29 protein-coding genes and 1 tRNA gene are annotated in these 23,748 nt (G+C 64.1%); 19 read left to right on the forward strand and 11 right to left on the reverse strand.

Features of this window, described 5'->3' with window-relative positions; genetic code table 11:
* Position 1: 1 nt before the first annotated feature.
* Genes HNR05_RS00085 through HNR05_RS00100 form a run of 4 tightly spaced genes read right to left on the reverse strand, consistent with a single transcriptional unit; the run spans position 2 to position 2,969 of the window.
* Complete coding sequence (locus HNR05_RS00085; RefSeq protein ID WP_179577160.1) at positions 2-301, reverse strand: (2Fe-2S)-binding protein; 300 nt, start codon at positions 299-301, stop codon at positions 2-4.
* Positions 294-1,493, reverse strand: coding sequence for an NAD(P)/FAD-dependent oxidoreductase (locus tag HNR05_RS00090; protein WP_179577161.1), 1,200 nt, complete (start codon positions 1,491-1,493; stop codon positions 294-296). The genes HNR05_RS00085 and HNR05_RS00090 overlap by 8 nt, the downstream gene beginning before the upstream one ends.
* On the reverse strand, positions 1,490-2,422 hold the full coding sequence (locus HNR05_RS00095) for a dihydrodipicolinate synthase family protein (protein ID WP_179577162.1): 933 nt from the start codon (positions 2,420-2,422) through the stop codon (positions 1,490-1,492). The genes HNR05_RS00090 and HNR05_RS00095 overlap by 4 nt, the downstream gene beginning before the upstream one ends.
* Positions 2,423-2,432: 10 nt before the next feature.
* Positions 2,433-2,969: a helix-turn-helix domain-containing protein gene (locus tag HNR05_RS00100; protein WP_179577163.1), complete on the reverse strand. Its 537-nt coding sequence runs from the start codon at positions 2,967-2,969 to the stop codon at positions 2,433-2,435.
* Positions 2,970-3,244: 275 nt separating this feature from the next.
* Here HNR05_RS00100 and HNR05_RS00105 point away from each other — a divergent pair, with 275 nt between their 5' ends.
* Positions 3,245-4,729, forward strand: coding sequence for a Na+/H+ antiporter NhaC family protein (locus HNR05_RS00105; protein WP_179577164.1), 1,485 nt, complete (start codon positions 3,245-3,247; stop codon positions 4,727-4,729).
* 350 nt (positions 4,730-5,079) lie between these two features.
* On the opposite strand, the gene HNR05_RS00110 is transcribed toward HNR05_RS00105, so the two are convergent.
* Positions 5,080-5,649 (reverse strand): hypothetical protein, encoded by a 570-nt coding sequence (locus HNR05_RS00110; protein WP_179577165.1) that lies wholly within the window; start codon positions 5,647-5,649, stop codon positions 5,080-5,082.
* 186 nt (positions 5,650-5,835) lie between these two features.
* Between HNR05_RS00110 and HNR05_RS00115 the strand changes: the two genes are divergently transcribed.
* From HNR05_RS00115 to HNR05_RS00125, 3 genes are all read left to right on the forward strand, one after another.
* Complete coding sequence (locus HNR05_RS00115) at positions 5,836-6,930, forward strand: S-(hydroxymethyl)mycothiol dehydrogenase (protein ID WP_179577166.1); 1,095 nt, start codon at positions 5,836-5,838, stop codon at positions 6,928-6,930.
* Entirely contained in the window at positions 6,930-7,580 is a 651-nt protein-coding gene (locus HNR05_RS00120; RefSeq protein WP_179577167.1) for an MBL fold metallo-hydrolase, read from the forward strand. Before HNR05_RS00115 ends, HNR05_RS00120 begins: the two co-directional genes overlap by 1 nt.
* A gap of 80 nt (positions 7,581-7,660) precedes the next feature.
* Positions 7,661-8,725: a malate dehydrogenase gene (locus tag HNR05_RS00125; RefSeq protein ID WP_179577168.1), complete on the forward strand. Its 1,065-nt coding sequence runs from the start codon at positions 7,661-7,663 to the stop codon at positions 8,723-8,725.
* 66 nt (positions 8,726-8,791) lie between these two features.
* Here the strand turns inward: HNR05_RS00125 and HNR05_RS00130 are convergent, their stop codons facing one another.
* Positions 8,792-9,889 carry an ABC transporter ATP-binding protein gene (locus HNR05_RS00130; RefSeq protein WP_179577169.1) on the reverse strand — a complete coding sequence of 366 codons (1,098 nt, stop codon included), beginning with the start codon at positions 9,887-9,889 and terminating at the stop codon, positions 8,792-8,794.
* A gap of 315 nt (positions 9,890-10,204) precedes the next feature.
* Between HNR05_RS00130 and HNR05_RS00135 the strand changes: the two genes are divergently transcribed.
* The gene (locus HNR05_RS00135) at positions 10,205-11,128 is read left to right on the forward strand and encodes a DsbA family protein (protein ID WP_179577170.1); all 924 of its coding nucleotides are present in this window, start codon (positions 10,205-10,207) and stop codon (positions 11,126-11,128) included.
* A gap of 86 nt (positions 11,129-11,214) precedes the next feature.
* Positions 11,215-11,287 (forward strand) — tRNA-Thr (locus tag HNR05_RS00140).
* Positions 11,288-11,352: 65 nt separating this feature from the next.
* On the opposite strand, the gene HNR05_RS00145 is transcribed toward HNR05_RS00140, so the two are convergent.
* On the reverse strand, positions 11,353-12,372 hold the full coding sequence (locus tag HNR05_RS00145) for a LacI family DNA-binding transcriptional regulator (RefSeq protein WP_179577171.1): 1,020 nt from the start codon (positions 12,370-12,372) through the stop codon (positions 11,353-11,355).
* A gap of 123 nt (positions 12,373-12,495) precedes the next feature.
* Between HNR05_RS00145 and HNR05_RS00150 the strand changes: the two genes are divergently transcribed.
* Genes HNR05_RS00150 through HNR05_RS00165 form a run of 4 tightly spaced genes read left to right on the forward strand, consistent with a single transcriptional unit; the run spans position 12,496 to position 15,978 of the window.
* Complete coding sequence (locus tag HNR05_RS00150) at positions 12,496-13,371, forward strand: ABC transporter substrate-binding protein (RefSeq protein WP_179577172.1); 876 nt, start codon at positions 12,496-12,498, stop codon at positions 13,369-13,371.
* Positions 13,368-14,477, forward strand: a complete 1,110-nt coding sequence (locus tag HNR05_RS17850; RefSeq protein WP_218868766.1) for an amino acid ABC transporter permease — start codon at positions 13,368-13,370, stop codon at positions 14,475-14,477. Before HNR05_RS00150 ends, HNR05_RS17850 begins: the two co-directional genes overlap by 4 nt.
* A complete protein-coding gene (locus tag HNR05_RS00160) occupies positions 14,477-15,223 on the forward strand; it encodes an amino acid ABC transporter ATP-binding protein (RefSeq protein ID WP_425485097.1) in 747 nt (248 codons plus the stop codon). Before HNR05_RS17850 ends, HNR05_RS00160 begins: the two co-directional genes overlap by 1 nt.
* Before the next feature lie 2 nt (positions 15,224-15,225).
* Positions 15,226-15,978, forward strand: a complete 753-nt coding sequence (locus HNR05_RS00165) for a type 1 glutamine amidotransferase (RefSeq protein WP_179577175.1) — start codon at positions 15,226-15,228, stop codon at positions 15,976-15,978.
* 14 nt (positions 15,979-15,992) lie between these two features.
* Here the strand turns inward: HNR05_RS00165 and HNR05_RS00170 are convergent, their stop codons facing one another.
* A complete protein-coding gene (locus HNR05_RS00170; protein ID WP_179577176.1) occupies positions 15,993-16,190 on the reverse strand; it encodes a hypothetical protein in 198 nt (65 codons plus the stop codon).
* Positions 16,191-16,198: 8 nt separating this feature from the next.
* Entirely contained in the window at positions 16,199-16,366 is a 168-nt protein-coding gene (locus tag HNR05_RS00175) for a cytochrome c-type biogenesis protein (protein WP_179577177.1), read from the reverse strand.
* Positions 16,367-16,526: 160 nt separating this feature from the next.
* Between HNR05_RS00175 and HNR05_RS00180 the strand changes: the two genes are divergently transcribed.
* The gene (locus HNR05_RS00180) at positions 16,527-17,525 is read left to right on the forward strand and encodes a DMT family transporter (protein WP_179577178.1); all 999 of its coding nucleotides are present in this window, start codon (positions 16,527-16,529) and stop codon (positions 17,523-17,525) included.
* Positions 17,526-17,537: 12 nt separating this feature from the next.
* Here the strand turns inward: HNR05_RS00180 and HNR05_RS00185 are convergent, their stop codons facing one another.
* Both HNR05_RS00185 and msrB read right to left on the reverse strand, forming a co-directional pair.
* On the reverse strand, positions 17,538-18,089 hold the full coding sequence (locus HNR05_RS00185) for a nitroreductase family protein (protein ID WP_343062395.1): 552 nt from the start codon (positions 18,087-18,089) through the stop codon (positions 17,538-17,540).
* A gap of 6 nt (positions 18,090-18,095) precedes the next feature.
* Entirely contained in the window at positions 18,096-18,497 is a 402-nt protein-coding gene (gene msrB, locus HNR05_RS00190) for a peptide-methionine (R)-S-oxide reductase MsrB (RefSeq protein ID WP_179577179.1), read from the reverse strand.
* Positions 18,498-18,666: 169 nt separating this feature from the next.
* On the opposite strand from msrB, the gene HNR05_RS00195 reads away from it, so the two are divergent.
* The 8 genes from HNR05_RS00195 to HNR05_RS00230 all read left to right on the forward strand — a co-directional run bounded on the left by HNR05_RS00195 (position 18,667) and on the right by HNR05_RS00230 (position 23,548).
* Positions 18,667-18,957, forward strand: a complete 291-nt coding sequence (locus tag HNR05_RS00195; protein ID WP_179577180.1) for a DUF3263 domain-containing protein — start codon at positions 18,667-18,669, stop codon at positions 18,955-18,957.
* An 11-nt stretch (positions 18,958-18,968) separates the two neighbouring features.
* Entirely contained in the window at positions 18,969-19,538 is a 570-nt protein-coding gene (locus HNR05_RS00200) for a LytR C-terminal domain-containing protein (RefSeq protein WP_179577181.1), read from the forward strand.
* A 162-nt stretch (positions 19,539-19,700) separates the two neighbouring features.
* Positions 19,701-19,904: a cold-shock protein gene (locus HNR05_RS00205; RefSeq protein WP_179577182.1), complete on the forward strand. Its 204-nt coding sequence runs from the start codon at positions 19,701-19,703 to the stop codon at positions 19,902-19,904.
* Positions 19,905-19,974: 70 nt separating this feature from the next.
* On the forward strand, positions 19,975-21,054 hold the full coding sequence (locus HNR05_RS00210; RefSeq protein WP_179577183.1) for a DUF3048 domain-containing protein: 1,080 nt from the start codon (positions 19,975-19,977) through the stop codon (positions 21,052-21,054).
* 130 nt (positions 21,055-21,184) lie between these two features.
* Entirely contained in the window at positions 21,185-22,813 is a 1,629-nt protein-coding gene (gene groL / locus HNR05_RS00215; RefSeq protein ID WP_179577184.1) for a chaperonin GroEL, read from the forward strand.
* 71 nt (positions 22,814-22,884) lie between these two features.
* Positions 22,885-23,232: a hypothetical protein gene (locus HNR05_RS00220; RefSeq protein ID WP_218868767.1), complete on the forward strand. Its 348-nt coding sequence runs from the start codon at positions 22,885-22,887 to the stop codon at positions 23,230-23,232.
* Positions 23,229-23,369, forward strand: coding sequence for a hypothetical protein (locus HNR05_RS00225; RefSeq protein WP_179577186.1), 141 nt, complete (start codon positions 23,229-23,231; stop codon positions 23,367-23,369). Before HNR05_RS00220 ends, HNR05_RS00225 begins: the two co-directional genes overlap by 4 nt.
* Positions 23,366-23,548, forward strand: coding sequence for a hypothetical protein (locus HNR05_RS00230; protein WP_179577187.1), 183 nt, complete (start codon positions 23,366-23,368; stop codon positions 23,546-23,548). Before HNR05_RS00225 ends, HNR05_RS00230 begins: the two co-directional genes overlap by 4 nt.
* The last annotated feature ends 200 nt before the right edge of the window (positions 23,549-23,748 follow it).

A 23,748-nucleotide genomic window follows, 5' to 3' on the forward strand; every position in this document is an offset into this window, starting at 1 on the left:
GTCAAGCACCTCGGGACGATTCGACGTTCATGCCGTCGACGGCATAGGTCAAGCAGGAACGAGTGAGTGGAACGCTGTCGACCACCACGACACAGTCAAAACAGGTGCCCATGTTGCACAGCGGCTGCCGAGGCGCACCGGTGCGGGTGGTGCCGAACTCGGTGACACCATCAGCGAGGAGTGCTGTAGCGACTGTTTCACCGTCGAAGCACGAGACAACTGCGCCGTTGAAGGTGATCTCAATCGGCACGCCTCGCTGGGCGTCTAAGCGGCGACTCGGCGACGAAACCTCTTCAGACATGAATACCTCCATAGCGGCGCGGATCGTAGGGGGAGAGATCCATGCTCGGTGGGCGCCCCTGCACCATCTCGCTGAGCACCCGGGCGAAACTCGGGCCAAGGGTGAATGCCGATCCGCCGGTGGCCACGAACACCCCGGGGCAGCCGGGCACGGAACCCACCAGCGGCAGCTGGTCGGGAGTCACCGTGGTGGTACCCACCCAGGTGCGCAGGGCCGGCAGGGCGGCGACGCGAGGAACGACGCCGATGGCGGCGCGCGCATTGCCGGCCACGGAGGCCCGCAGCAGCTCTGGCCGTGAATTGAGGTCGGGATTGCCATGACGATCAACCGGCAATCGGGCGGGCCAGCCGCCGCCGATGAGCACATTTCCGTCGAGCGACTGCTTGAGCGAGAGCTTCGCGCCGGCGTGCTGCACCAGATGCGGGATGAACTTCTCGGTCTTCAAGGTGACTGTCATCGTGAGTGCCAGCGCGATTGTCGGCAGGCTCGCGCCCAGCATCTCGCCGAGCTCGGTGGTCCAAACGCCGCCGGCCAGAATAATGGCCTCGGTAGTGAGTTCTGACTTGCGCAGGGTTCCGTCGGGCTCGGTCGTCTCGATGCCGATGAGCCAGGACGATCCGGCGCGGGTCATCGACATCACCCGGGTGCGGGTGCGGATGTCTGCGCCCAGCCGCGCGGCGCCCCGTGCGAGTGCAGGCCCAGCGGTGCGGGTATCCGCCTTTCCCTCGATCGGGCAGTACGCCGCGGCGACGACCGAATCAGAGAGATACGGCGCAATCGAGCGCACCTCGTCGCCGCTCAGCAGCGTCACGTCGAGACCCCAGGAACGCTCGAGTTCGGACTTCTGCTCGAGCACCGCGGCCTGCTCTGCCGTCTCGGCGAGCATCAACCCACCCTTTTGCACGACGCCGAGTGATTCGCCTAACTCGTCGCCGAGCGAGGCCCAGAGCCGGGCGGCATCCAGATGGAGCGGCATCGCTTCGGCCGCCTGCCGGGCGGCCTCGAGGCCGTGCTCGAGCATGCGGTATTCAAGTTGAAAGTGCAAGCTGCCGGCGTTCTGTCCGGAGGCGTGCTGATTCAGTTGGTCGCGTTCGAGCAGGGCCACGTTGACGCCATCGCGGGCGAGCATCCAGCTGAGCGCTGCGCCCAGCAGACCGCCACCGACGACGACGACGTCGTGGTGCTCGGTCATGACAGTGGAACGGTCTCGATGCCGAGGCTGTTGAGCGTTTCCTCGACGATGGTGACCTCGTCGGCGGTGAGCTCAAGCAGTGGATCGCGCACGAAACCGGCGGGCACGCCCTGCAGGCGCAACGCGGTCTTCATGATTGCCTGGGCGTTGCCGAACTGGGCGCCGTAGTCCTGGGTGAACCAGCGCTGCATCACAACGCGGTCGCGGGCACCGAGTTCCAGTGCGCGGGCCTTGTCGCCGGCGGCAAGGGCACGCCAGAAGTCGGGGTGGGCCGAGCCGAGCGGAGCACCCGAACCCATCAGGCCATCGCCGTAACCGAGCGAGACGAGGTCTGCGCCGAGAGGGCTGGTCGGAATGCCGAAGTAGCGCACGGTGTCGCTGAGCGCATAGAGGCCCGCGAGGAAAGCTGCGGTGTCACCGGTGGAGTTCTTGATCGCAACGACGTTGTCGATCTCGGCCAGCTCGGTCAGCAACTCGGTGTCGAGGTCTACGATGCAGCCGCGCGGCCAGTTGTAGATACAGATCGGGATGTCCGTAGCGTCGGAGATGTCCTGGTAGAACTTGACGATCTCGCGTCGGGTGGGGACCACGTACGGCGGGGGAGTGACGAGGATTCCGTCAAGGCCCGCCTTCTCCGCTGCATGTGCGTGCCGGATGGCTTCCTGCTGAGTGAACGCGTTGCATCCGCCGAGCACCCACATGGCGCCGTCGACGTTCTTCGCGCCTTCGGTGAACAGCTGCGCACGCTCGTCATCGTTGAGGCTGAACCATTCGCCAGTCGTGCCGCCGAGAATGACGCCGTGCATGCGCTGCTCCATCAGCCAGCCGAGCTGCGTCTCGAATGCTCCAAGGTCCAGTGCGCCGTCGCGGTCGAACGGGGTGGTGATGGCTGGAATGTATCCGGTCCAGTTGACGGAATTGCGATCCACTGTGATCCTCCTATGGCGTGGGCGGGTTCACCGAGAGGATGAACTCCACCGTGTGTGGTGTGGTGTTGCAGTAGCGGTGGGGTTGGCTCGAATCGATGGTGATCGCGTCGCCGGCGACCACCTCGTGGGCGGCGTCGCCAACCATGACGGTGAGCACACCGGTCAGTACGTAGGCGCATTCGATGGCCACGTGCGCCCACGGTTCGTCGCTTGACGACTCACCCGGTTGTAGGACTCCGCGCAGAACGGCAAGCTGGGCATTGCCCGGCATCAAGCGTTCATACTGGATGTGCCCCCGCGGCGAGGAGATCTTCGAGCGCTCGCCGGCGTGGCTGACATGTACAGCCTGCACCGCGCCCTCGTCGAAAAGCATCGCGACCGACTGGCCGAACACGTCGGCGACTAGGCGCAGCGACTTGAGACTCGGCTCGGTCACGCCGCGCTCAATCTGGCTGAGTAGGGTGGCCGACAGGCCAGTCTCGCTCGCTAGGCTGCGGAGGCTAAGGCCTCGGGCCGTCCTGAGCTCTCTCAACCTGGTTCCGATCATGAGGTCACTCTACACACAGGCTGCACAACGATGTGCACTGAAACTGCACGAAACTGGACAGGGTGTCACTGTGGGCAGGGGCGAAAGTGGCTCTTGATCACCGGAAAGGCTTGAAAAAAGCGGAAATATTGAGGATGAATGTGAAAGCTGCGAGCCGCGGCCCGGGCTTGAGGTGTGCAGTCTAATTGCGTTTTCGTCCAGTCTTGTGGATACTGAGTGCACACTCCCGGCCGAAGCCGCGCGGAGTTCACAGAGCAGTGACGAGAGGAACAATCATGACCCAGCACCCGCGCCTGACCTTCAGAGGGGGCTGGCTGATGGCATTCGTTCCCATCGCCGTCTTCCTCTCGCTCTGTGTTTTGTTCTTCGTCGTGTTCAAGGCCTTCGACATGACGGCCCTAGCCATGAGCGGAATCGTCGCCCTGCTGATCGGTGCCCTGTTCGCCCGTAACTACGCCGGATTCTGGGAAGCGGTGATGCGCGGCATCGGCAGCCCGACCTCCGTCTCGATCGTCGTCATCTTGCTCGTAATTGGCATGTTCTCATCACTGGTCAAGGCCACCAACGTCTCGGGCGGCTTTGTCTGGGTCGGAACCTCGATCGGGATCGGCGGTGCTGGGTTCACCCTGTTCGCCTTCGTGACGGTCTGTGTCGTTGCAATGGCGACGGGGTCTTCGATCGGAACGATGTTCACGGCATTCCCGATCTTCTACCCGGCGGGCGTTCTTCTCGGGGCTGACCCGGCGCTACTGGCGGGTGCCATCGTCTCCGGCGCGATCTTCGGCGACAACATGGCGCCGATTTCCGACACGACGATCATCTCGTCGTCGACCCAGCGCTTCCGTCGCAAGGCCGGCGTCGCTGACATTTCCGGTGTTGTCTCTTCCCGCGCCCGTTACGCCCTGTTGGCCGCCGGCATCAGTGCGGTCATCTTTGTGATCTTCGGTGGTGGCGGTCAAGTTCAAGCCGGCGCCTCCGCAATTCTCGACGCGAGCTCGAACCCGATCGCGCTTGTCATGCTCATCCCGATCACGATCATGCTGATTGTGGCTTTCCTGACACGCGACATCTTCAAGGCGGTGACCGTCGGTCTTGTGCTCGGCACGATCACCGGTTTGCTAGCTGGCCTGATCGTCCCGAGCGACGTACTCGGTGTGACGGATGGCGCCCCCACCGGATTCCTCGTCGGCGGCGTTGCGAGCATGCTTGGCACGGTCGCCCTCGTCATTTCGGTCTTCGGAATCATGGGTGTCCTCACTGCAGCCGGCGTGCTGGACCGGGTCGTCGACGCTTTGGTGCGCGGAAAGCTGGCGCGCACACCTCGCGGTGCGGAGGCGGCGATCGCCATTGGGTCGAGTGTGACAACGTTGCTATTCGGTGGAGTCAACTCGGCGTCGATGATGACCTTTGGCCCGGTGGCCGATGAGATCGGCTCGCGGATGAACCTGCACCCTTACCGACGCTCGAACATCATGGACTGCTTCGCGATGGGTGTTGCGTGCGTCGTACCATTCCTCAGCGCGTTCCTCTTTATTGCAGCCCTCCTGACCAGCGGTTATGACGGGGTGCCTGCGCTCAGCACGGCGCAGATCGTCACCGGAACGCTCTACCCGCTGGTGCTGACCGTCGTGATGATCGTCGCGATCATCACCGGTTGGGGTCGCCGCTTCGAGGGGCCGGACGGTGCCGTCTCACGCACCCGCGATTTGTCGCTGCCCGCGACGGAGTCTGAGCCACTTCTCGCCGAGGCCACACGCTAGTTCGTTCTGACCTGTCTGGTTAGTCAGAGGCGTGAAGGAGGGGCATTTGTCGAGTATTCGACGAATGCCCCTCTTCTCTGCACGATTGGCTACTCGGCACCCCTCGCGTCCTGACTGGCGGGGCGCTATCGACGGTTGGTGTGAGCTGAGCGAGTCGATGTGGAATGCATCGTCTGAGCGTGGCGGGGATGGCCGACTGGGTCGCCGGGTCGACTGGGTCGCCGGGGTGGGCACGGGGTTCGGGTGGGTTGCGGGGTCTCGACAAGCTCGACCAACGGGGTGCTCGACCAACGGGGGTTGCGGGGTCTCGACGGGCTCGACCAACGGGGTGACGTTCGGTAGCTCGCCGGCTACGAGATGTCGGGACTCGCCAACTGCAGAGTGATCAGCGGCGCCTTCGCGTCGGTGGTATCCGCACCGACGATGACAAACCACGACGTTGCCGAGTCGGTGCTGCTGTTCAGTGCGTCGAGAGTCGTGCCATCGTTCGTCGACGATTCGCGACTGATCCAACCGGATGACACAAGCGAGGCGACCATTCCTGCGGCAGTGGCCGTCGCATCCGTTTCCGGCGTCGTGGTGATCGTTCGAATAATGCCGAAGTAGGGCGAGGAGCCCGCACCCTTGTCGACGAGTTGGGTGTGGTCGTCGACGTGCACGATCGCATCCGCCGGGATCAGCGCCTGGATGGCGTCGGCGAGACGCACCGCTTCGGTGGCCGCCGAGGCGTCGGTGAGCGGGTCGGGCGTCACGGGAGTGAGCGCGCTGGGTGTGGCGGGCGTCGTCGCGGTGGGGGCAGCGGATGCCGGTGCCGTGGTGGTCGGATCCGGGGAACTCGACGTGCCGGTGGCGCCTCCCGACGTGCAGGCCGTGAGAGCGAGCGTGCCGGCCAGCGCGAGCGCCGCGATCAGAGTTCTCATGGAGAAAAGCTTAGGTGTGGTGGTTAGAGGGAGGGGTGCGGGGTCTCGACAAGCTCGACCAACGGAGGGGCTCGACCAGCGGGAGCGGCGGAGGGTCTCAACCAACTGCGATTGCTCGCCCAGCGATAGTGTGAGAGGAAGCTTGCAACGCTTGCACCACCGTCACCACACCACCCGAGGAGCACCATGCCCACCACCGTCAAAGGCGTCATCGCCCGCTCGAAGGGTGCGCCAGTTGAACTGGTCGACATCGTCATTCCCGACCCCGGCCCCGGCGAAGTCATCGTCGACATCGAGACCTGTGGCGTCTGCCACACCGACTTTCACTACAAGGAGGGCGGTATCAACGACGAGTTCCCGTTCCTTCTCGGGCACGAGGCCGCCGGCCGCGTCAGCGTCATCGGCGAGGGCGTCACGCACGTCGCCGTGGGCGACTTCGTGGTTCTCAACTGGCGCGCGGTCTGCGGCGACTGCCGCGCCTGCAAGCGCGCCGAACCCTGGTACTGCTTCAACACCTTCAACGCCACACAGAAGATGACCCTCACCGACGGCACCGAGCTCAGCCCGGCCCTCGGCATCGGCGCCTTCGCCGACAAGACCCTCGTGCACGAAAAGCAGTGCACCAAGGTGAACCCGGCTGCCGACCCCGCGGCCGTCGGACTGCTCGGCTGCGGCATCATGGCCGGAATCGGCGCCGCCATGAACACGGGCAACGTGAGCCGCGGCGACTCGGTCGCCGTGATCGGATGCGGCGGCGTCGGCAACGCGGCCATCGTCGGTTCACGCCTGGCCGGCGCATCCGTCATCATCGCCATCGACCGCGACCCGAAGAAGCTCGACACGGCGAAGCACCTCGGCGCCACCCACGCCATCGACTCCTCGAACCTCGACGAAGCGGGCGTCGTCGCCGCAGTGCAGGCGCTGACCGGCGGCTTCGGCGCCGACGTCGTCATCGACGCGGTCGGCCGACCTGAAACGTGGCGCCAGGCGTTCTACGCCCGCGACCTCGCCGGAACCGTCGTGCTGGTCGGCGTGCCGAACCCCGACATGATGCTCGAGATTCCGTTGCTTGACGTCTTCGGCCGCGGCGGCTCGCTCAAGTCCAGCTGGTACGGTGACTGCCTGCCCGAGCGGGATTTCCCGATGCTCACCGACCTCTATCTTCAGGGTCGGCTGCCGCTCGGCGAGTTCGTCAGCGAGAAGATCGCGATTTCCGAGATCGATGCGGCCTTTGACAAGATGGCCAGCGGCGATGTGCTGCGCTCGGTGGTGGTGCTCTGATGACCGCACGCATCGACCACCTCGTCACCGTGGGCACGTTCAGCCTCGACGGCGGCACCTGGGACCTCGACAACAACGTCTGGATCATCGGCGATGACACCGAATGTGTCGTCATCGATGCCGCACACGACGCCGATGCCATCCTCGCGGCCGTCGGCGACCGCCGCCTCCTCGCTGTGCTCTGCACTCACGCGCATAACGATCACATCGGCGCCGCAGCCGGCGTGCGGGCGGCGACGGATGCTCCGGTCTGGCTGCACCCGGACGACACCATGCTCTGGCAGATGGTCTACCCGACGGATGCACCGGATGCAGCCGCCAACCGCCCGAGCGCGCCGCTCGCCGACGGCCAACGCATCGCCGTCGCCGGAATCGAACTCGAGGTACTGCACACGCCCGGTCACTCGCCGGGCTCGGTCTGCTTGTACGCTCCGGCACTCGGCACGGTCTTCACCGGGGACACCCTGTTCCACGGCGGACCGGGTGCCACCGGCCGCTCGTTCAGTGACTTCCCGACCATCATCGACTCGATCACGAACAAGCTGCTGACGCTGCCCGCCGACACGGTCGTGCGCACCGGTCACGGCCAGAACACGTCGATCGGCGACGAAGCACCCCAGCGCGCGGAGTGGATCGCCCGCGGCCACTAATCGGCCTGGAGCACACGAACAGGCGGGGTGCCGGACACAAAAAACGTGCCCGGGGGCCTCGCCTGTTCTAGGCTGTGCCTGTGACCCAGACACCCGTTGCACACCCCGTCAGCCCGTCCACATCGACCGCCGCGAAGCCGGTCACCGTCACGCTCACCGGCGCAGGCGGGCAGATCGGTTATGCGCTGCTGTTCCGCATCGCGTCGGGGCAGTTGCTCGGCCCTGACGTGCCGATCAGACTGCGGATGCTCGAGATCCCGTCCGGGGCCGCAGCTGCGGCTGGCACGGCGCTCGAGCTGCAGGACTGCGCGTTCCCGCTGCTGCACTCGGTGGATGTGACGACCGATCTCGCCGAGGCGTTCGACGGTACGAACGTGGCGTTGCTGGTCGGTTCCCGCCCGCGTGGCCCCGGCATGGAACGCGGCGATCTGCTGCAGGCCAACGGCACAATCTTCGGCCCTCAGGGCGCCGCGATCAATGAGGGGGCCGCCGACGACGTGCGCGTCGTCGTCGTGGGCAACCCGGCAAACACCAACGCCCTGATTGCGGCGGCGCACGCGCCCGATGTGCCGTCCGACCGGTTCACCGCACTCACCCGACTCGACCACAACCGAGCGCTCGGCCTCCTCGCCGCGCACCTGGAACTGCCGGTCGGCCAGCTTTCCGGCGTCACAATCTGGGGAAACCATTCGGCAACCCAATACCCGGATGTCTTCCACGCGCAGGCAAACGGCACCCCGATCACCGATCTCGTCGACGAGGCTTGGCTGCAGAACGAGTTCATCCCGCGGGTGGCGAAGCGTGGCGCCGAGATCATTGCGGTGCGCGGCGGATCCTCCGTCGCCTCCGCCGCCAACGCGACGATCGACCACATGCGTCAGTGGGTGGGCGGCACCGGTTCTGGTCGAGACGGTTCTGATCGAGACGGCGTCGACTGGACATCGGCGGCCGTCGTCTCCGACGGCTCGTACGGCGTGCCGGCCGGGCTCGTCTCGTCCTTTCCGGTGCGCTCGGTCAACGGATGCTGGGAGATCGTGCAGGGACTCGCGATCGAAGAGTTCTCCCGTGTTCGAATCGACGCCTCGGTCGCCGAGCTCATCGAGGAGAGGGACGCCGTGCGGGCGCTGGGCTTGATCCGCGACTAGAGGGATCCGTCTTACGCGAAAGGCCCGACCACCGGAGGTGATCGGGCCTTCGTCAAGCGAAATTGATTAGTCGGTGACGGCTCCGCCGAGACGCAGGCCGTTCTCCGCGTCGAAGAGGTGCACGTGGTTCGGCGTCGGGGTCAGGTAGACCTTGTCGCCGGCCGACGGGTGCACGCGACCATCGACGCGCGCGACGATGTCGGTGCGCTTGCCGGCGATGGTGGAGTGGCCGTAGAGGTAACCGTCTGCACCGAGCTCTTCGACCAGGTCGACGTCGATCTCGAGGCCTTCACCGGGCGTGGCCGACACGTGGATGTCTTCCGGACGCACACCAATCGTGACCTGGGTGCCGGTGGCACCGGCGAGGGTCTCGCGCGCCACGGGCACTGTCGAGGTGCCGAACTTAACGCCGCCGTCGACGGCGTCGACCAGGAACAGGTTCATGGCCGGGCTGCCGATGAAGCCAGCCACGAAGACGTTGTTCGGCTTGGCGTAGAGGTCGCGCGGGGTGCCGACCTGCTGCAGCAAGCCATCCTTCAGCACGGCGATGCGGTCACCCATGGTGAGCGCTTCGGTCTGGTCGTGGGTGACGTAGACGGTGGTGACGCCCAGGCGACGAACAGTGGATGCGATCTGGGTGCGGGTCTGCACGCGCAACTTGGCGTCGAGGTTCGACAACGGCTCGTCCATGAGGAACACCTGGGGCTGACGCACGATGGCGCGGCCCATGGCGACGCGCTGACGCTGGCCGCCCGAAAGAGCCTTGGGCTTGCGTCCCAGGTAGGGCTCGAGGTCGAGCATCTTGGCGGCTTCGAGCACGCGGGCGGCGCGCTCGTCCTTATTGATACCGGCGATCTTCAGTGCGAAGCCCATGTTCTCGGCAACGGTCATGTGCGGGTACAGCGCGTAGTTCTGGAAGACCATGGCGATGTCGCGGTCCTTCGGCGGAACATCCGTCACGTTGCGCTCACCGATGAAGATGTTGCCGTCGTTGACCTCTTCGAGGCCGGCGAGCATGCGCAGGGAGGTGGACTTTCCACAGCCGGACGGGCCGACCAGCACGAGGAATTCGCCATCGGCGACATCCAGGTCGAGCTTATCGACAGCCGGGCGAGTGGAACCCGGGTAGAGACGGGTTGCTTTGTCAAAAGTGACAGTAGCCATAGTTCTATTTTCTCCTTCACCGGCAGGTACGTGCCGGACGATCCTTTGTGAGTGGGATTCATAGCTCATCACGCGGCAGTGGGTGACAAGTGAACTCAGTATGGCATGTACGGCTGGTGCCGGAGTACCCGCACGACGGCAGAGCGCCACGCCTCGTGCCAGGCCTCGTGCCAGGCCTCGTGCCACGCCTCGGGCGGGCAATCCGAGCGCAGTTCAGCTTGCGCTCGACCCTTTCTCAGAAATTCGCCCTACTATCTTGAGAGCATTGGCGCAGAAATTTGCGCCATAAAACATCACGTAGCGGAGCGAGCATTCATGACTATTGTCGGACCGAGCGACGACCGTCCTTCCAAGAACAGGCGACGCGACGCCCAACAGAAGGCAAAGCAGCTTCGTGACGAGCAAAAGAAGAAGGACCGCCGCAATCGCGTGTTCCTGCGAAGCGGAATCATCGTCGGTTCCCTGGCCATCGTCGCTCTGATCGCCGTGGTCATCGTGACGTCGATCCGTCCCGTCGGTCCGGGGCCGGCCAACATGGCCAGTGACGGACTGCTCATCGGCGAGGGAATGAAGGTCGTGACGACCTCGGCGCTGTCGCCCGAGGCCAAGCCCGTTCCGACCGAGCCTGACACCACGGGAACCGTCACCGACATCCGGGTCTACGTCGACTATCTGTGCCAGCTCTGCGGCCAGTTCGACAAGACGAACGGCGAACAGATCGCCAAATGGGTCGGCGCCGGTGCGGCGACGGTCGAGATCCACCCGATTGCACTGCTCACCCACAAGTCGGCCGGCACCGAGTATTCGCTGCGCGCAGCGAACGCGGCTGCCTGTGTCGCAGACTCATCACCCGACGACTTCTTCGCCTTCAACTCGGCCATGTTCACCGATCAGCCCGAAGAGGGGTCCGCGGGGCGCAGCGATGACGACCTGCTCGCACTCGTCGAAAAGTCGGGGGTGCACGCCAACCTGGCCTCGATTCGGCGGTGCATCGACGACAGAACGTTTGTCTCGTGGGTCAAGGCGGCCACTGACCGGGCCGTCACCGGTCCCGTGCCCAACTCCGACCTCACGGCGATCAAGGGAACGCCGACGGTGCTGGTGAACGGCAAGCAGTATGTCGGTTCGTTGAATGACCCGAAGGAGTTCGCGGCATTTGTGCTGCAGGCCGCCGGGGAAACCTACTCCACGTCCACGGCCACACCCACTCCGACGCCGACGCCCACGCCGGCCGGATAGTCGTGTGACATGCCGCGAGACGCGCTCCGTTTCGCGGGAACGGTCATGACCATTTAGGATGGATCTTCGAGGCCGCGACGCCTCATGCCGGCCTGGCGCAATTGGTAGCGCACCACTCTTGTAAAGTGGGGGTTACGGGTTCAAGTCCCGTGGCCGGCCCTGCAACGCCCTCCTCCCCACTGGGAAGTAGGGCGTTTTGCAGTTGGCGGTGACAGTCGTCTGACCTATCCGACGACCTGGCTCGCTGGAACAAGAGTGACTTCTTCAACGATGTCTGTGACGTCGTTGCCCTCAAGCAGCGAGATGAGCGCGCGGGCGCACCGAGCGCCGGTCTCGACGGGATCGAGATTCAGGTACACCGCGCGTCGCTCTGCGCCCATCGCAGCGGCGTTTCCCGCCACGGAGACCTGGAGTTCGTCGGGAATCGAGATTCCCAACTCGGCGGCGGCCTCGAAGATCGCTGCGCAATACGTTTCGTTCAGACAGTGCACGGCGGTCACTGCCCGGATGCCCCGGGCCAGGAGGGTGCGTGCCGCATCCAGTGGCGATTGGCTCGGCTCGGGGGTGGTGACTGCGGCCTCAAAGCCGGCGACTTCGCACCATTTTTTGTAAGCACGGATTGTGTCGACGGTGTAGCTGTCGAGTCGTGGCCCGACGAAGAGGGCCGGCCTGAAAACGGATGCCGCCGATTCGGCCTGCAGATGATCCAGAACCTTCGGGATGCCCTTGTCCATGTCTGAGCGCACTGTGACCAGCCGTGCGGCAGAATTGCTGGTTTCATAGCCGCCATCGGTGATGATCGCCATACCAGTGGCCAGGCATTGCTCGACGACGAGGTCGCCGGGGATCGGGTCGACAACGATTACTCCGTCGAGCGGCAAGAAGGTGTCAGTGAGACCGTGCTCGTTGCTGGGCGCGGCCGAGATCGCGTAGCCGTGCTCCACCGCTTCAATCGCAGCGCCGGCGATGATGTTGCGGTAGTAGGGCAGGTACGTTTGATCCCACACCGCCGAGTCCCGGTAGCTGACCACGACGCCGATCACGCGGGACCGACCCGAGCGCAGTGCCTGACCCAACACGTTCGGCCGATAGCCGAGCTGCGCACCAATCGACAACACATGTTCACGCGTGGCGGATGAGGCCTCTCCCTTGTGGTTGTAGACCTGTGAAACCGTTGAGGCGGAAACCCCTGCCGCTTCGGCGACCTGTTTGATGCCGACTCGCTTGCCTGCTGTCATGCTCATCCCGCTCGTTCTTCGCGTTACGTTTCGGCTTCACTTATGCGTCTCAACTTGACGCACGCCCTGATTCTCTGAATACTACCGGTACGCCTAAAACGATTTAGGTCCTGAGAGAGGAATCATGCAATGAGGCATAAAGGGCTACTTCTCGTTCCCGCTGCGCTAACTACGACACTGCTTCTCGCCGCCTGTGGCGCGTCGGAGAGCGCCGTTCAGGCCAACGGAAACCCCGCATCATACGGCGACTGCGAGGTGACCGGCACCGCGGGTGAGTACACGCTCGACACCCTCACCGAGAACACTCTGCTGATGAAAGCCGATTTGCCAAGCCCGGGTTGGTACAACGGCGACACGGTCGAAGACATTCGCAGCGGCTTTGACTTTTGTCTGCTCGTGAACATCGCCCACCGGGCCGGAATCGACAACGTCAAGCTTCAGATGGCCTCGTTTGACGGCCTCGTCGCCGGCAAGTCGGGTGACATGGACCTGTCGCTCAACCAGATCACCATCACCGACGAGCGCAAGAAGGTCATGGACTTCTCCGACCCGTACTTCCAGTCAACGGCCGGGGTTCTTGTGAAGGTTGGCTCCGACGTCACCGAGAAGAACCTGGCCCAGCAAAGCCTGGGCGTCAAGCAGGGAACCGTCGGCCAGATTCTTGTCGCCGACACCTTCCCCTCGACCTCGCCGGCCGTCTTCCCCGGCGACTCGGAGCAGCAGGCCGCCGTCTTGGCCGGCACCGTCGACGCCGGCATCCAGGATCTCAGCATTGTGTTGGGTGCCGCAGCGAAGTCAGGCGGAAAACTGGAGGTTGTCGGGCAGATTGAGACCGACGAGGCCTACGGAATCATGATGGCGAAGGGGTCGCCGAACCTCGGCACGATCAACAAGATCCTGGCCGATCTGAAAGCCGACGGTACCCTCGACAAGCTCAGCGCGGCTTACCTCGCCGATGCCTACGGCATCGACCCGGCCAGCATTCCTGTATGGCACCTCAAGTGAGCATTGATCTCGCTCGGGTCGCGCAGCCTCGTCAGGCTGCGCGACCCGCACCAGTCGGTTCGGCGCGAACCCTGCTGCTCGTCGGCTACCTCCTTTCCGCACTCACGACGGCTCTGACCGGCTACGCGGCCTGGCTGACGATCACCGTCGCTGAAACCGGCGTCTGGGAGATCATTCTTGGCCTCGCAACAAGCGTTGTCGTGGTGCTTGCGCTGTGCACATTCGTGCCGTTGGCGCGGGGGAGTAAGCAGCAGGCCACGAGCGCTCGAGCGCTCGCCGCAGATAATATTGTGGAGGCTCGCACCTATCGCTCCCGGGCCGGGCAAAGCGCCTGGATCGCAATCGGTTCGTGCCTGCCGATCATCTTCATCGCCACCTTCACGCTCTTCCTGCTCGCCAATGATCACGCGGTGCAAACCACGTTCTTCGACGCGAGCTTCATGGCGAAGAGCTTCGTTGCCGTCACCGTCGCGTTCGGCGAGAACATCAAAATTGCAGTTCTCGCCGAGATTCTGGTGCTGATCTGGGCGCTCCTCATCGCTCTCGCCCGGCTGGCTCCGGGAAAAGCCGGTCGACCGCTCCGCTGGCTGGCCACGGCGTACGTGGATGTCTTCCGTGCGGTGCCGTCGATCATCGTGATCTATCTCGTTGGCTTCGGCCTGCCGCTGGCCGGAGTTCCCCTCTTCAGCGACCTTGGCCCGATGTGGTCGGCGGTGCTCGCTTTGACGCTCACCTATGGCGCCTACGTCGCCGAGGTCTATCGCTCCGGAATTGACGGCATTCACTGGTCGCAGGTCTCCGCAGCTCGCTCACTCGGGCTCTCCTACGGAAAGACGATGCGTTTCGTGGTGGTTCCGCAGGCGCTGCGCCGGGTGACTCCGCCGTTGCTGAACGACTTCATCGGGTTGCAGAAGGACACCGCTCTCGTCACCATCATCGGCACCGTCGACGCCTTCACCCAGGCCAAGATCTACTCCAGCAACTACTTCAACCTGTCGTCGGTGACGGTTGTCGCCATCTTGTTCATCATCATCACCATCCCGCAGACCCGGTTCGTCGACAGGCTCCTGGAGCGCGACGCGCGTCGGCAGCGGAATAAGGGGTAATCGTGGCTTTTCTTGAACTGAACACCATCACCAAGTCCTACGGGAGCAATCAGGTGCTGCGTGGGATCGACCTGCACGTGAATCGGCATCAGGTCGTCTGCCTCATCGGCGCGTCGGGCTGTGGCAAGTCCACCCTGCTGCGCTGCGTCAATGCACTCGAAGAGATCGACCAGGGAGACATCCGTCTGGACGGCGACGTCGTCTCAGGCGAGGGAATCGACGTCAACTCGCTGCGGCGCAAAATCGGCATCGTCTTTCAGAGCTTCAACCTGTTTCCGCACATGAGCGTGCTCGACAACGTCACGCTGTCTCCCATCCGCGTTCTCGGGCTGAGCAAAGCGGATGCCGAGGCGCAGGCACTCGCTCTGCTGGAACGTGTCGGGCTGGCGAGCAAGGCCGCGGCCTACCCGGACCAGCTCTCGGGCGGCCAACAACAACGCGTGGCAATCGTGCGCGCACTCGCAATGAACCCTGACGTTCTGCTTCTCGACGAGATCACGTCGGCTCTGGACCCTGAGCTGGTGGCCGAGGTGCTCAATATTGTGCGTGATCTGGCGGCAGATGGGCTGACCATCCTGATGGCAACCCACGAGATGTCGTTCGCGAAGGAAGTCGCCGACACCGTCGTCTACGTGCATGAGGGAGTCATTTTGGAACAGGGGCCACCCGATCAGATTTTCGGGGCGCCCCAGGAGGAGCGCACCCGTGCGTTCTTGAAGAAGATCATTGAGGCGGGAAGGCTATGACGATGACGAAGATCTTGGTCGTCGAACATGAGGCAAATGCGGGAATCGGCCTGGTCGGCGAGCGCATCCGGGCCGCGGGCATCGAGATCGATGTTGTGGGTCCAGAAGCTGGGCATGACATTCCGCTCGCTGCCGAGGGGTATGCCGGGGTCGTCGTGTTGGGCGGAACACCCGGGCCAACCGATGATGACGACGCGACCTGGTTGCCGCGGGTCCGCGCTCTGATCTCCGACAGCCTGGAAACGGAAACGCCGTTCCTGGGCATCTGCCTCGGCGCCCAGTTGCTCGCTGTCGTGGCCGGCGGCGTGGTCGCCGGCGTGCGCAAAGGATCAGAAATTGGACTCAGCGAGCTGGCTCTCACCGCTCACGCCGCGGATGACCCGTTGCTGCACGATCTGCCGAGCGAATTGCACGCCATGCAGTGGCATTCGCTCGAGGTGCACGAGTTGCCCCCCGGTTCGACGTCCCTCTGCTCAAGCGACCGCTGCCCGAACCAGGCATTTCGAGTGGGGGAGTCAGCCTGGGGGCTGCAATTCCACCTGGAGGCCCTCGCCGCAACCGCCGAGGAATGGGCGCGCCACGACAGTGCTGATCTGCAGGATGCCGGGCTCTCGCGGTCGCAGGTCATCGAGCCGATGCGCCAGCGCGAGGCCGAACTGCGCCAGGTCTGGTCGACCGTGGCCGACCGGTGGGTGAACGTCGTGCAGTCAGCAGAATCGTCGACCCGCCGGAGCAACAGGGTCGCCACGGCCTGAGGCCGAGCGGTACGTCAGCGTTTCGCCCGCTGCGCGAGCCCCCGGGCATCCGCTTCGAGCGTATGACGAATCGATTCCGCCTTCTTCGCGGTCTTCTCACCGATCTCGTGGGCACTCTTTCGCGTGGCCCGTTCGGCCTTGTTGATCGCGCGGATGCCCACGAAGAACACGGTGAGAGCGAGCATCGTGACGATGATGTATTTAATACGCATGGGGCGACTCACACGGTGTTCTTGCGTCCGGAGATGAAACGCAGCAACCACCCAATGACGGCGATGACCAACAGCACGATACCGACCCAGAGCAGCCATTGGAGGGCCTGAACGAAGCCGCCGACAAAGAGCGCGATGATGGCGATGATGATGATGATGACAAAAAGTGCACTCATTTCACTCACATTCCATTCGTTTCTTTACTGAGATGGGGCCATTATGGCGGATCTGGTCTGTCGCACGTATGTTCAATCCGTTGTAACCATGTAACTCTGTCGTGAGCTCATCTGCAAGGCTCGCTTCGGTGAGAATGTAGTGACGCATGAAAGGTGACGGATGACGCAACTGGCCGACACGCACAGCACCACCCCGGCCGACGCCTCCCACCGCCACCTCCCGATGGGGGCGGCGGTCGGCTGCGCCGTGCTCTTCGGGGCTCTGAACGCACTGCAATCGCGCATCAACGGCGAGCTCGGTGCCCGCATCGGCGATGGCTTCGTCGCTGCGGTGATCTCGTTCGGCAGCGGCCTCGTCGTTCTCAGCGTCGCGATGCTGATCTGGCCGGCCGGGCGACGCGGCTTGGGCCGCGTGCGGCAGGCGCTCGCGGGCCGCACGCTCGCGGGCAGCACGCTCACCTGGTGGCAGGTTCTGGGCGGCACCGCCGGGGCGTTCTATGTGCTGTCGCAGAGCCTCACGGCCGCCATCCTCGGGGTTGCGCTGTTCACGGTCGCGGTCGTGGCGGGTCAGACGGTCAGCGGTCTGGTGATGGACCGGTTCGGCATCAGCCCCGGGGGCCGACGCCCGCTGACGCCTCCGCGTGTGATCGGGGCGGTCGGGGCACTGGTCGCCGTGGGACTCGCGGTGTCCGGCCAGGCGGCGTCGGGGGTGCCGCTCTGGCTTATGTTGATGCCGCTCGCGGCTGGGTTCGGCCAGGGCTGGCAGCAGGCGGTCAACGGGCGGGTGAAGGCGGTGGCCGAGAGCGCACTGACCGCGACATTTGTGAACTTTGTCTTCGGAACCGTCGCGCTCGGCGCGGTGTGTGTCATCCATGCGATGTTCGTCGGTTTTCCCGCGGTGCTGCCTGCGGAACCGTGGCTCTACATCGGCGGACTACTCGGCTGCATTTTCATCGCCGGCAACGCAATGATCGTGCGCACGACCGGTGTTCTCGTGTTGGGCCTCGGTATCGTCGCCGGTCAGCTGCTTTGCGCGCTCGCGCTTGATCTGTTCATTCCGACGATTGCTGCGGGCCCGGTTGCCACGACCACGGTGGCGGGAACCGTGCTGGCTCTCGCCGCCGTGGGCGTGGTCGGCATCCGTCGGCGCAGCCGTTAACCGGCCGCGGCGTCAGATCGAACTGAGGTACGCGGTGGGGTCGATTGCTGTGCGTGTTGTCGGCTTCGCGTCGGAGGGCACGCCGCCGACGTAGAGCCAGCCCAGCAACTCTTCGTTGTCGGTCAAACCATGCAGAGTGCGAACGGATGCCGCGCGCGTGCGCGGACCTGTGCGCCACATCACACCCCAGCCGGCCTCCGCCAGAAGAAGACTGAGCGCATGGGCCACACCCGCCGCCGTCGCATCCTGTTCCCAGATGTCGACCTTGTGGCTGGGCCGTCTGCTCGCCACCACGGCGATCAGCAGCTCGGCGCGCAGCGGTTTGGCCGCCATTTTCGGGTCGGCGCCGAGCGCCTGGCCGGAGGCTTCGACCAGTGCGGCACCGAGACGCTCGCGCGCCGCACCACGCAACTCAATCAGTCGCCACGGTCGGAGCGCCCCATGGTCGGCGACCCGGGCCGCCGCGGTGACCAGCGGAAGCAACTCCTCATGGCTCGGCGTGTCAGCGGTCACCTTCGCGAACGAGCGCCGTGCGGCCACCGCGTCCCTGATCGGATGAGTCACGACGTGCTACTCGGCCGGGGTGAAGTTCAGCGAGATCGAGTTCATGCAGTAACGGTCGCCCGTCGGCGTTCCGAAACCGTCATCGAAAACGTGGCCCAGGTGAGAACCGCAGTTCGCACAGCGCACCTCGGTGCGCGTCATACCCAGCGTGTTGTCTTCGATCAGTTCGACCGCCTCGGGACGCACCGACTCGTAGAAGCTCGGCCATCCGCAGTGCGAATCGAATTTGGTGCCGCTCTTGAACAGTTCGGCATTGCATGCGCCGCAGGTGTAGATGCCGGAGCGGCTCTCGTCGAGCAACTCCCCGGTCCAGGCGCGTTCGGTTCCCGCCTTGCGCAGAACCGCAAACTTCTCGTCGCCGAGTTCTTCACGCCATTCATCGTCAGACTTTGTGACTTCGTAGTCCATCGCTTGTCCTTTCACTCACACGGTGTAAGCGGTCGGCTTCACCGCCTCCAGACTAAACTCCCGGCACCCCTCGAACATTCCATCGGCCCTCAAGGCGGCACGGGGAACAGTCAGCACCGGTCATTTAGGATTGCCAGTGCAAGGCGGCTGGAGATGAGGGAGAGACCGGGTGCACGACGAACTCTCTGAGCGCGACAAGGCCATCCTGGCGTTCGAAAACGCGCAGGCCCACCATGCCGGCGATAAAGAACAGGCGATTAGAGCCGAGTTCTCGGTGTCTGCGGCCCGCTACTATCAACTGTTGGGCGCCTTGATCGACTCTCCTGGTGCTCGTGCTCACGATCCGATGCTGGTGAAACGACTGCAACGGATGCGCGACGCCCGAGCACAGGCGCGAGCCCGTCGGTCCCTGCCCACACCTGACTACGCCCAACCGAACGATCTGCCGAACAAGGACTGAACGAACTGACGATGCCTCGCAACACACCGAACGATCGCTTCGATTCCCTGCCGCGCTCCATCGACCGAGTCGGCGCGCACCGGTCCCCGCGCAAGAAGGGCCGCGGCTGGGTCGCCTTCGCCTGGGCTGCCGGCGTGACGGCCGTTCTGGTCGGCATCGGTGCGGCAGTCATCTTCACCCAAAGCACCCGACTCGACATTGCTCTTCCCGGGGTGACTCCAGTGGCCAGCAGCGCTGCCGCCGCCATTCCGACGGCGAAGCCCGTGCCGACGCCCGAGCCCACCGTCGACCCGAACCTCAGCATCACCGTGCTGAACGGAACGCCCGGCGCAGGGATTGCTGCAGGTGTCGGCGAGTTGCTCACGGCGGCCGGCTGGAATGTCGGTGCCACCAGCAACGCTGACACGGAAGACATCGTCACGACGACCATCTACTACTCGGATGCGTCCTTGGAAGGGGCCGCGCGGGGGATCGCCGCCTCACTTCCCGGGGCAGAGATTCGACTGGCGAATGACTTCGCCGAGTCAGGTGCCGATCTCACCGTGGTGGTCGGCAACGACTATATTGCCGCGACCGAGTAACCACTGTGGGTGGTACGAACGTGAGAGTTCGTGTGATTAATGCAGCTTCACCCCTGTTTTCTTCTACCCTCGTGTCGCTAGTATCTGGTTTTGGTCGCCCATTGTGACCCAGCGCCGTCATGAGGCGGGCGCTGCCAGAATCACAGCAAACGGGAGTAGCACATGGCGAACGGAACCGTGAAATGGTTCAACGCTGAAAAAGGGTTCGGCTTCATCACTGTCGATGGAGGTGACCAGGACGTCTTCGTTCACTTTTCAGCAATTGAAATGAGCGGCTACAAGGTTCTTGAAGAAGGCCAGCAGGTCGTTTTCGAGGTTGGTGTAGGGGCTAAAGGCCCGCAGGCGGAGTCGGTTCGACCCGCCTAGACGCGTCGATTGTGAAGGCGCGCCCTGACTAACGCCGCCCGTTCCACCGGGCGGCGTTAGTGTGTGGCGAATGAGTTCAGAAACTTTCGGCCCCTCGTCATCGTCTCGATCTGCCCCGGAGCACGGTCGTCAGCGCGCAGGATTGTGGAGTGTGGTCGTGTTGATTCCGGCGCTGCTGCTCACCGCGTGCGCTCCCGCAACCCCCGCCGTGACCGCATCGCCGAAGCCACGGGTGACGGTGACGCCCACGCCTGAACCGGTCGAACTCGCTCCTCTGCGTGGAACTCCTCGCCTGCCCGGTTCTGTCTCCCTCCCGGCGTTCTCTGCGAAGATCGACAATCATGAAGGTGCACGGCCTCAGATCGGGCTTGAGCGCACCGATATCGTTTTTGAGGAACTCGTCGAAGGGGGCCTCACCCGTTACGTCGCGGTGTGGCAGTCCGACATTCCCGATCTGCTCGGCCCGGTGCGATCGATCCGGCCCATGGATCCCGACATCATCGTCCCCTTCGGTGGAATCGTCGCCTACTCCGGCGGCCAAGAGATGTTCGTGCAGATGATGATGGACACTCCACTCGTCAACGCCGTGTTCGACTATGACGACACCGGACTGTTTTATCGCATCGACGACAAAGATTCCCCGCACGATGTCGTGGTGAAGGCGACGGATATCGTCGCGGCACATCCTGAGCTTGCGCCCCCGGTGCAGCAGTTCGAGTACGCGGAGAAACCTGACGAGGCCTCGGCGATGCTGGCCGGTTCCCCCACGACAACAATCAACACCCGGTTCTCAGACGCGCGTTGGCCGAGCTGGAGCTGGGATCCCGCCCAGGCGAGCTACCTGCGTTCGCAAGAGGGAGAACCCGACCTCGACAGTGTGGGCGCCCAACTGCACGCGACGAACCTGATCGTGATGCGCGTCGGAATCGACTGGACGTACGGTTACGTGCCCAAAACCGTCATGGTCGGATCCGGCGAGGCCTGGGTGTCGACGGGCGGCAAGAGCATTCACGCCACCTGGTCGAAGGATGCGCAGGCCTCGCCCATCCGTGTGGTCGCCGATGACGGCACGCTGATCGCGCTCGCGGGCGGCAATACCTGGATCGAGCTGGTGCCAACCGAGGACGGCTCTGTCGAGCTGGTGCCGTAGGTCGAAGCGCAAGCCCACACCGTTCACTTGCACTCTCGGCATCAGAGTGCCAGAATTGATCTGGCACTCTCTCCGTTTGAGTGCTAATCCGTCACAGTTTTGGAACGTCCGGGAGGGACGAGAAACACACATGGCAAAGATCATCGCTTTCAATGAAGAGGCCCGTCGCGGCCTGGAGCGCGGCCTGAACATCCTCGCTGACACGGTCAAGGTCACCCTCGGCCCGCGTGGACGTAACGTCGTGCTGGAAAAGAAGTGGGGCGCCCCCACGATCACCAACGATGGTGTATCCATCGCCAAGGAGATCGAGCTGGACGACCCGTACGAGAAGATCGGTGCCGAGCTCGTCAAGGAGGTCGCTAAGAAGACCGATGACGTCGCAGGCGACGGCACCACCACGGCTACCGTTTTGGCTCAGGCCCTGGTTCGCGAAGGCCTGCGCAACGTCGCAGCCGGCGCCGACCCGATCAGCCTCAAGCGTGGCATCGAGAAGGCGACCGCTGCGGTCATCGCCGAGCTCATTGCCAGCGCCAAGGAGATCGAAACCAAGGAAGAGATCGCGGCCACCGCATCCATCTCTGCCGGCGACGCCGAGATCGGCGCAATCATCGCCGAGGCGATCGACAAGGTCGGCAAGGAAGGTGTTGTCACCGTCGAGGAGTCGAACACGTTCGGCACCGAGCTTGAGCTCACCGAGGGCATGCGCTTTGACAAGGGCTTCCTGTCGGCATACTTCGTGACCGACCCCGACCGTCAGGAAGCGGTCTTCGAAGACCCCTACATCCTGATCGTCAACTCCAAGGTCTCGAACATCAAGGACCTGCTGCCGATCGTTGACAAGGTCATCCAGACCGGCAAGCAGCTCCTCATCATTGCTGAGGATGTCGACGGCGAGGCTCTGGCCACGCTCGTTGTGAACAAGATCCGTGGCATCTTCAAGTCGGTTGCCGTCAAGGCTCCGGGCTTCGGCGACCGTCGCAAGGCGCAGCTGCAGGACATCGCTATTCTCACCGGTGGACAGGTCATCTCTGAAGAGGTCGGCCTCAAGCTCGAGAACGTGACCCTCGACCTGCTCGGTAACGCCCGCAAGGTCGTCATCACCAAGGACGAGACCACCATCGTTGAAGGTGCCGGCGACGTCGAAGCCATCGCCGGTCGTGTCGCTCAGATCCGTTCCGAGATCGAGAACACCGACAGCGACTACGACCGTGAGAAGCTCCAGGAGCGTCTCGCCAAGTTGGCCGGTGGCGTTGCAGTCATCAAGGCCGGCGCCGCGACGGAGGTTGAGCTCAAGGAGCGCAAGCACCGCATCGAGGACGCCGTGCGTAACGCCAAGGCAGCCGTCGAAGAGGGCATCGTCGCCGGTGGTGGCGTTGCGCTCATCCAGGCTGGCAAGACCGCATTCGAGAGCAAGGCAATTCTTGACCTCGTCGGCGACGAGGCAACCGGCGCGAACATCGTGCGCGTTGCCATCGACGCTCCGCTCAAGCAGATCGCCCTCAACGCCGGCATGGAGCCGGGCGTCGTTGCAGACAAGGTGCGTCACCTGCCCGTCGGACACGGCCTCAACGCCGCGACCGGTGAGTACGTTGACATGATCGCTTCCGGAATCAATGACCCGGTGAAGGTCACCCGCTCGGCGCTGCTCAACGCATCGTCGATCGCTGGTCTGTTCCTCACCACCGAGGCCGTTGTCGCCGACAAGCCGGAGAAGAACCCGGCTCCGATGGGCGACCCGTCGGGTGGCATGGACTTCTAAGTCTGAGCCGGCACCATCTGTTTCACCTGCTTCACCAGACTGGGCGTCTCCTTCGGGAGGCGCCCAGTTTTTTGTGCCCCGTCAACGTGGAGCCGTCACTCTCTCAAGCCCCGGCGCCTGCCCTGCCGCCTGCCCCGTCGCCTGCCCCGGCGGTCGGCGACCGCCTTCGCTACCGGTCGACGACCTCCGCTGATCGAGCCCCCTCCGCTGATCGAACCCCCACGCTGATCGAGCCCACACCGCTGATCGAGCCCACACCGCTGATCGAGCCCACACCGCTGATCGAGCCCACCCCGCTGATCGAGCCCACCCCGCTGATCGAGCTCGTCGAGATCCCGCGAGCCGCCCTCGAGACGGGGGAGCGAGGTCTCGACAAGCTCGACCCACGGTCGGCAGTTGACGTCGCACCCTTCCGTTGATCGAGCCCACCTCGCTGATCGAGCCCACCCCGCTGATCGAGCTCGTCGAGATCCCGCGAGCCGCCCTCGAGACGGGGGAGCGAGGTCTCGACAAGCTCGACCCACGGTCGGCAGTTGACGTCGCACCCTTCCGTTGATCGAGCCCACCCCGCTGATCGAGCCCACCCCGCTGATCGAGCTCGTCGAGATCCCGCTAGCCGCCCTCGAGCCGGGGCAGCGAGGTCTCGACAAGCTCGACCCACGGTTCGGCAATCGACCCCTCGCCCCTCCGCAGATCCAGCCCACGCCGTTGATCGAGCTCGTCGAGATCCCGTGAGCCAATCTCGAAACCGAGGAACGGGGTCTCGACAAGCTCGACCCACGGTTCGGTAATCGAGTCCGCACCCTTCCGCTGATCGAGCGTGTCGAGATCCCGTGAGCCACCCTCAAGACCCGTGGGCGAGCTTTTGGCCGGTTCAAGTTCTCGATCCCTCCACAGACACGAGTTCGAGAAGTTATGCACCGATACTGAGAAAA

It is taken from the genome of Leifsonia psychrotolerans (assembly GCF_013410665.1).
GTDB classification, from domain to species: Bacteria; Actinomycetota; Actinomycetes; order Actinomycetales; family Microbacteriaceae; genus Cryobacterium; species Cryobacterium psychrotolerans_A.

Bases quoted from the DNA above. Each gene is read 5' to 3' on its own strand.
- HNR05_RS00085 (WP_179577160.1), bottom strand. From the start codon at position 301: ATGTCTGAAGAGGTTTCGTCGCCGAGTCGCCGCTTAGACGCCCAGCGA.
- HNR05_RS00090 (WP_179577161.1), bottom strand. From the start codon at position 1,493: ATGACCGAGCACCACGACGTCGTCGTCGTCGGTGGCGGTCTGCTGGGC.
- HNR05_RS00100 (WP_179577163.1), bottom strand. From the start codon at position 2,969: ATGATCGGAACCAGGTTGAGAGAGCTCAGGACGGCCCGAGGCCTTAGC.
- HNR05_RS00105 (WP_179577164.1), top strand. From the start codon at position 3,245: ATGACCCAGCACCCGCGCCTGACCTTCAGAGGGGGCTGGCTGATGGCA.
- HNR05_RS00110 (WP_179577165.1), bottom strand. From the start codon at position 5,649: ATGAGAACTCTGATCGCGGCGCTCGCGCTGGCCGGCACGCTCGCTCTC.
- HNR05_RS00115 (WP_179577166.1), top strand. From the start codon at position 5,836: ATGCCCACCACCGTCAAAGGCGTCATCGCCCGCTCGAAGGGTGCGCCA.
- HNR05_RS00120 (WP_179577167.1), top strand. From the start codon at position 6,930: ATGACCGCACGCATCGACCACCTCGTCACCGTGGGCACGTTCAGCCTC.
- HNR05_RS00130 (WP_179577169.1), bottom strand. From the start codon at position 9,889: ATGGCTACTGTCACTTTTGACAAAGCAACCCGTCTCTACCCGGGTTCC.
- HNR05_RS00135 (WP_179577170.1), top strand. From the start codon at position 10,205: ATGACTATTGTCGGACCGAGCGACGACCGTCCTTCCAAGAACAGGCGA.
- HNR05_RS00145 (WP_179577171.1), bottom strand. From the start codon at position 12,372: ATGAGCATGACAGCAGGCAAGCGAGTCGGCATCAAACAGGTCGCCGAA.
- HNR05_RS00150 (WP_179577172.1), top strand. From the start codon at position 12,496: ATGAGGCATAAAGGGCTACTTCTCGTTCCCGCTGCGCTAACTACGACA.
- HNR05_RS00165 (WP_179577175.1), top strand. From the start codon at position 15,226: ATGACGAAGATCTTGGTCGTCGAACATGAGGCAAATGCGGGAATCGGC.
- HNR05_RS00170 (WP_179577176.1), bottom strand. From the start codon at position 16,190: ATGCGTATTAAATACATCATCGTCACGATGCTCGCTCTCACCGTGTTC.
- HNR05_RS00175 (WP_179577177.1), bottom strand. From the start codon at position 16,366: ATGAGTGCACTTTTTGTCATCATCATCATCATCGCCATCATCGCGCTC.
- HNR05_RS00180 (WP_179577178.1), top strand. From the start codon at position 16,527: ATGACGCAACTGGCCGACACGCACAGCACCACCCCGGCCGACGCCTCC.
- msrB (WP_179577179.1), bottom strand. From the start codon at position 18,497: ATGGACTACGAAGTCACAAAGTCTGACGATGAATGGCGTGAAGAACTC.
- HNR05_RS00200 (WP_179577181.1), top strand. From the start codon at position 18,969: ATGCCTCGCAACACACCGAACGATCGCTTCGATTCCCTGCCGCGCTCC.
- HNR05_RS00205 (WP_179577182.1), top strand. From the start codon at position 19,701: ATGGCGAACGGAACCGTGAAATGGTTCAACGCTGAAAAAGGGTTCGGC.
- HNR05_RS00210 (WP_179577183.1), top strand. From the start codon at position 19,975: ATGAGTTCAGAAACTTTCGGCCCCTCGTCATCGTCTCGATCTGCCCCG.
- groL (WP_179577184.1), top strand. From the start codon at position 21,185: ATGGCAAAGATCATCGCTTTCAATGAAGAGGCCCGTCGCGGCCTGGAG.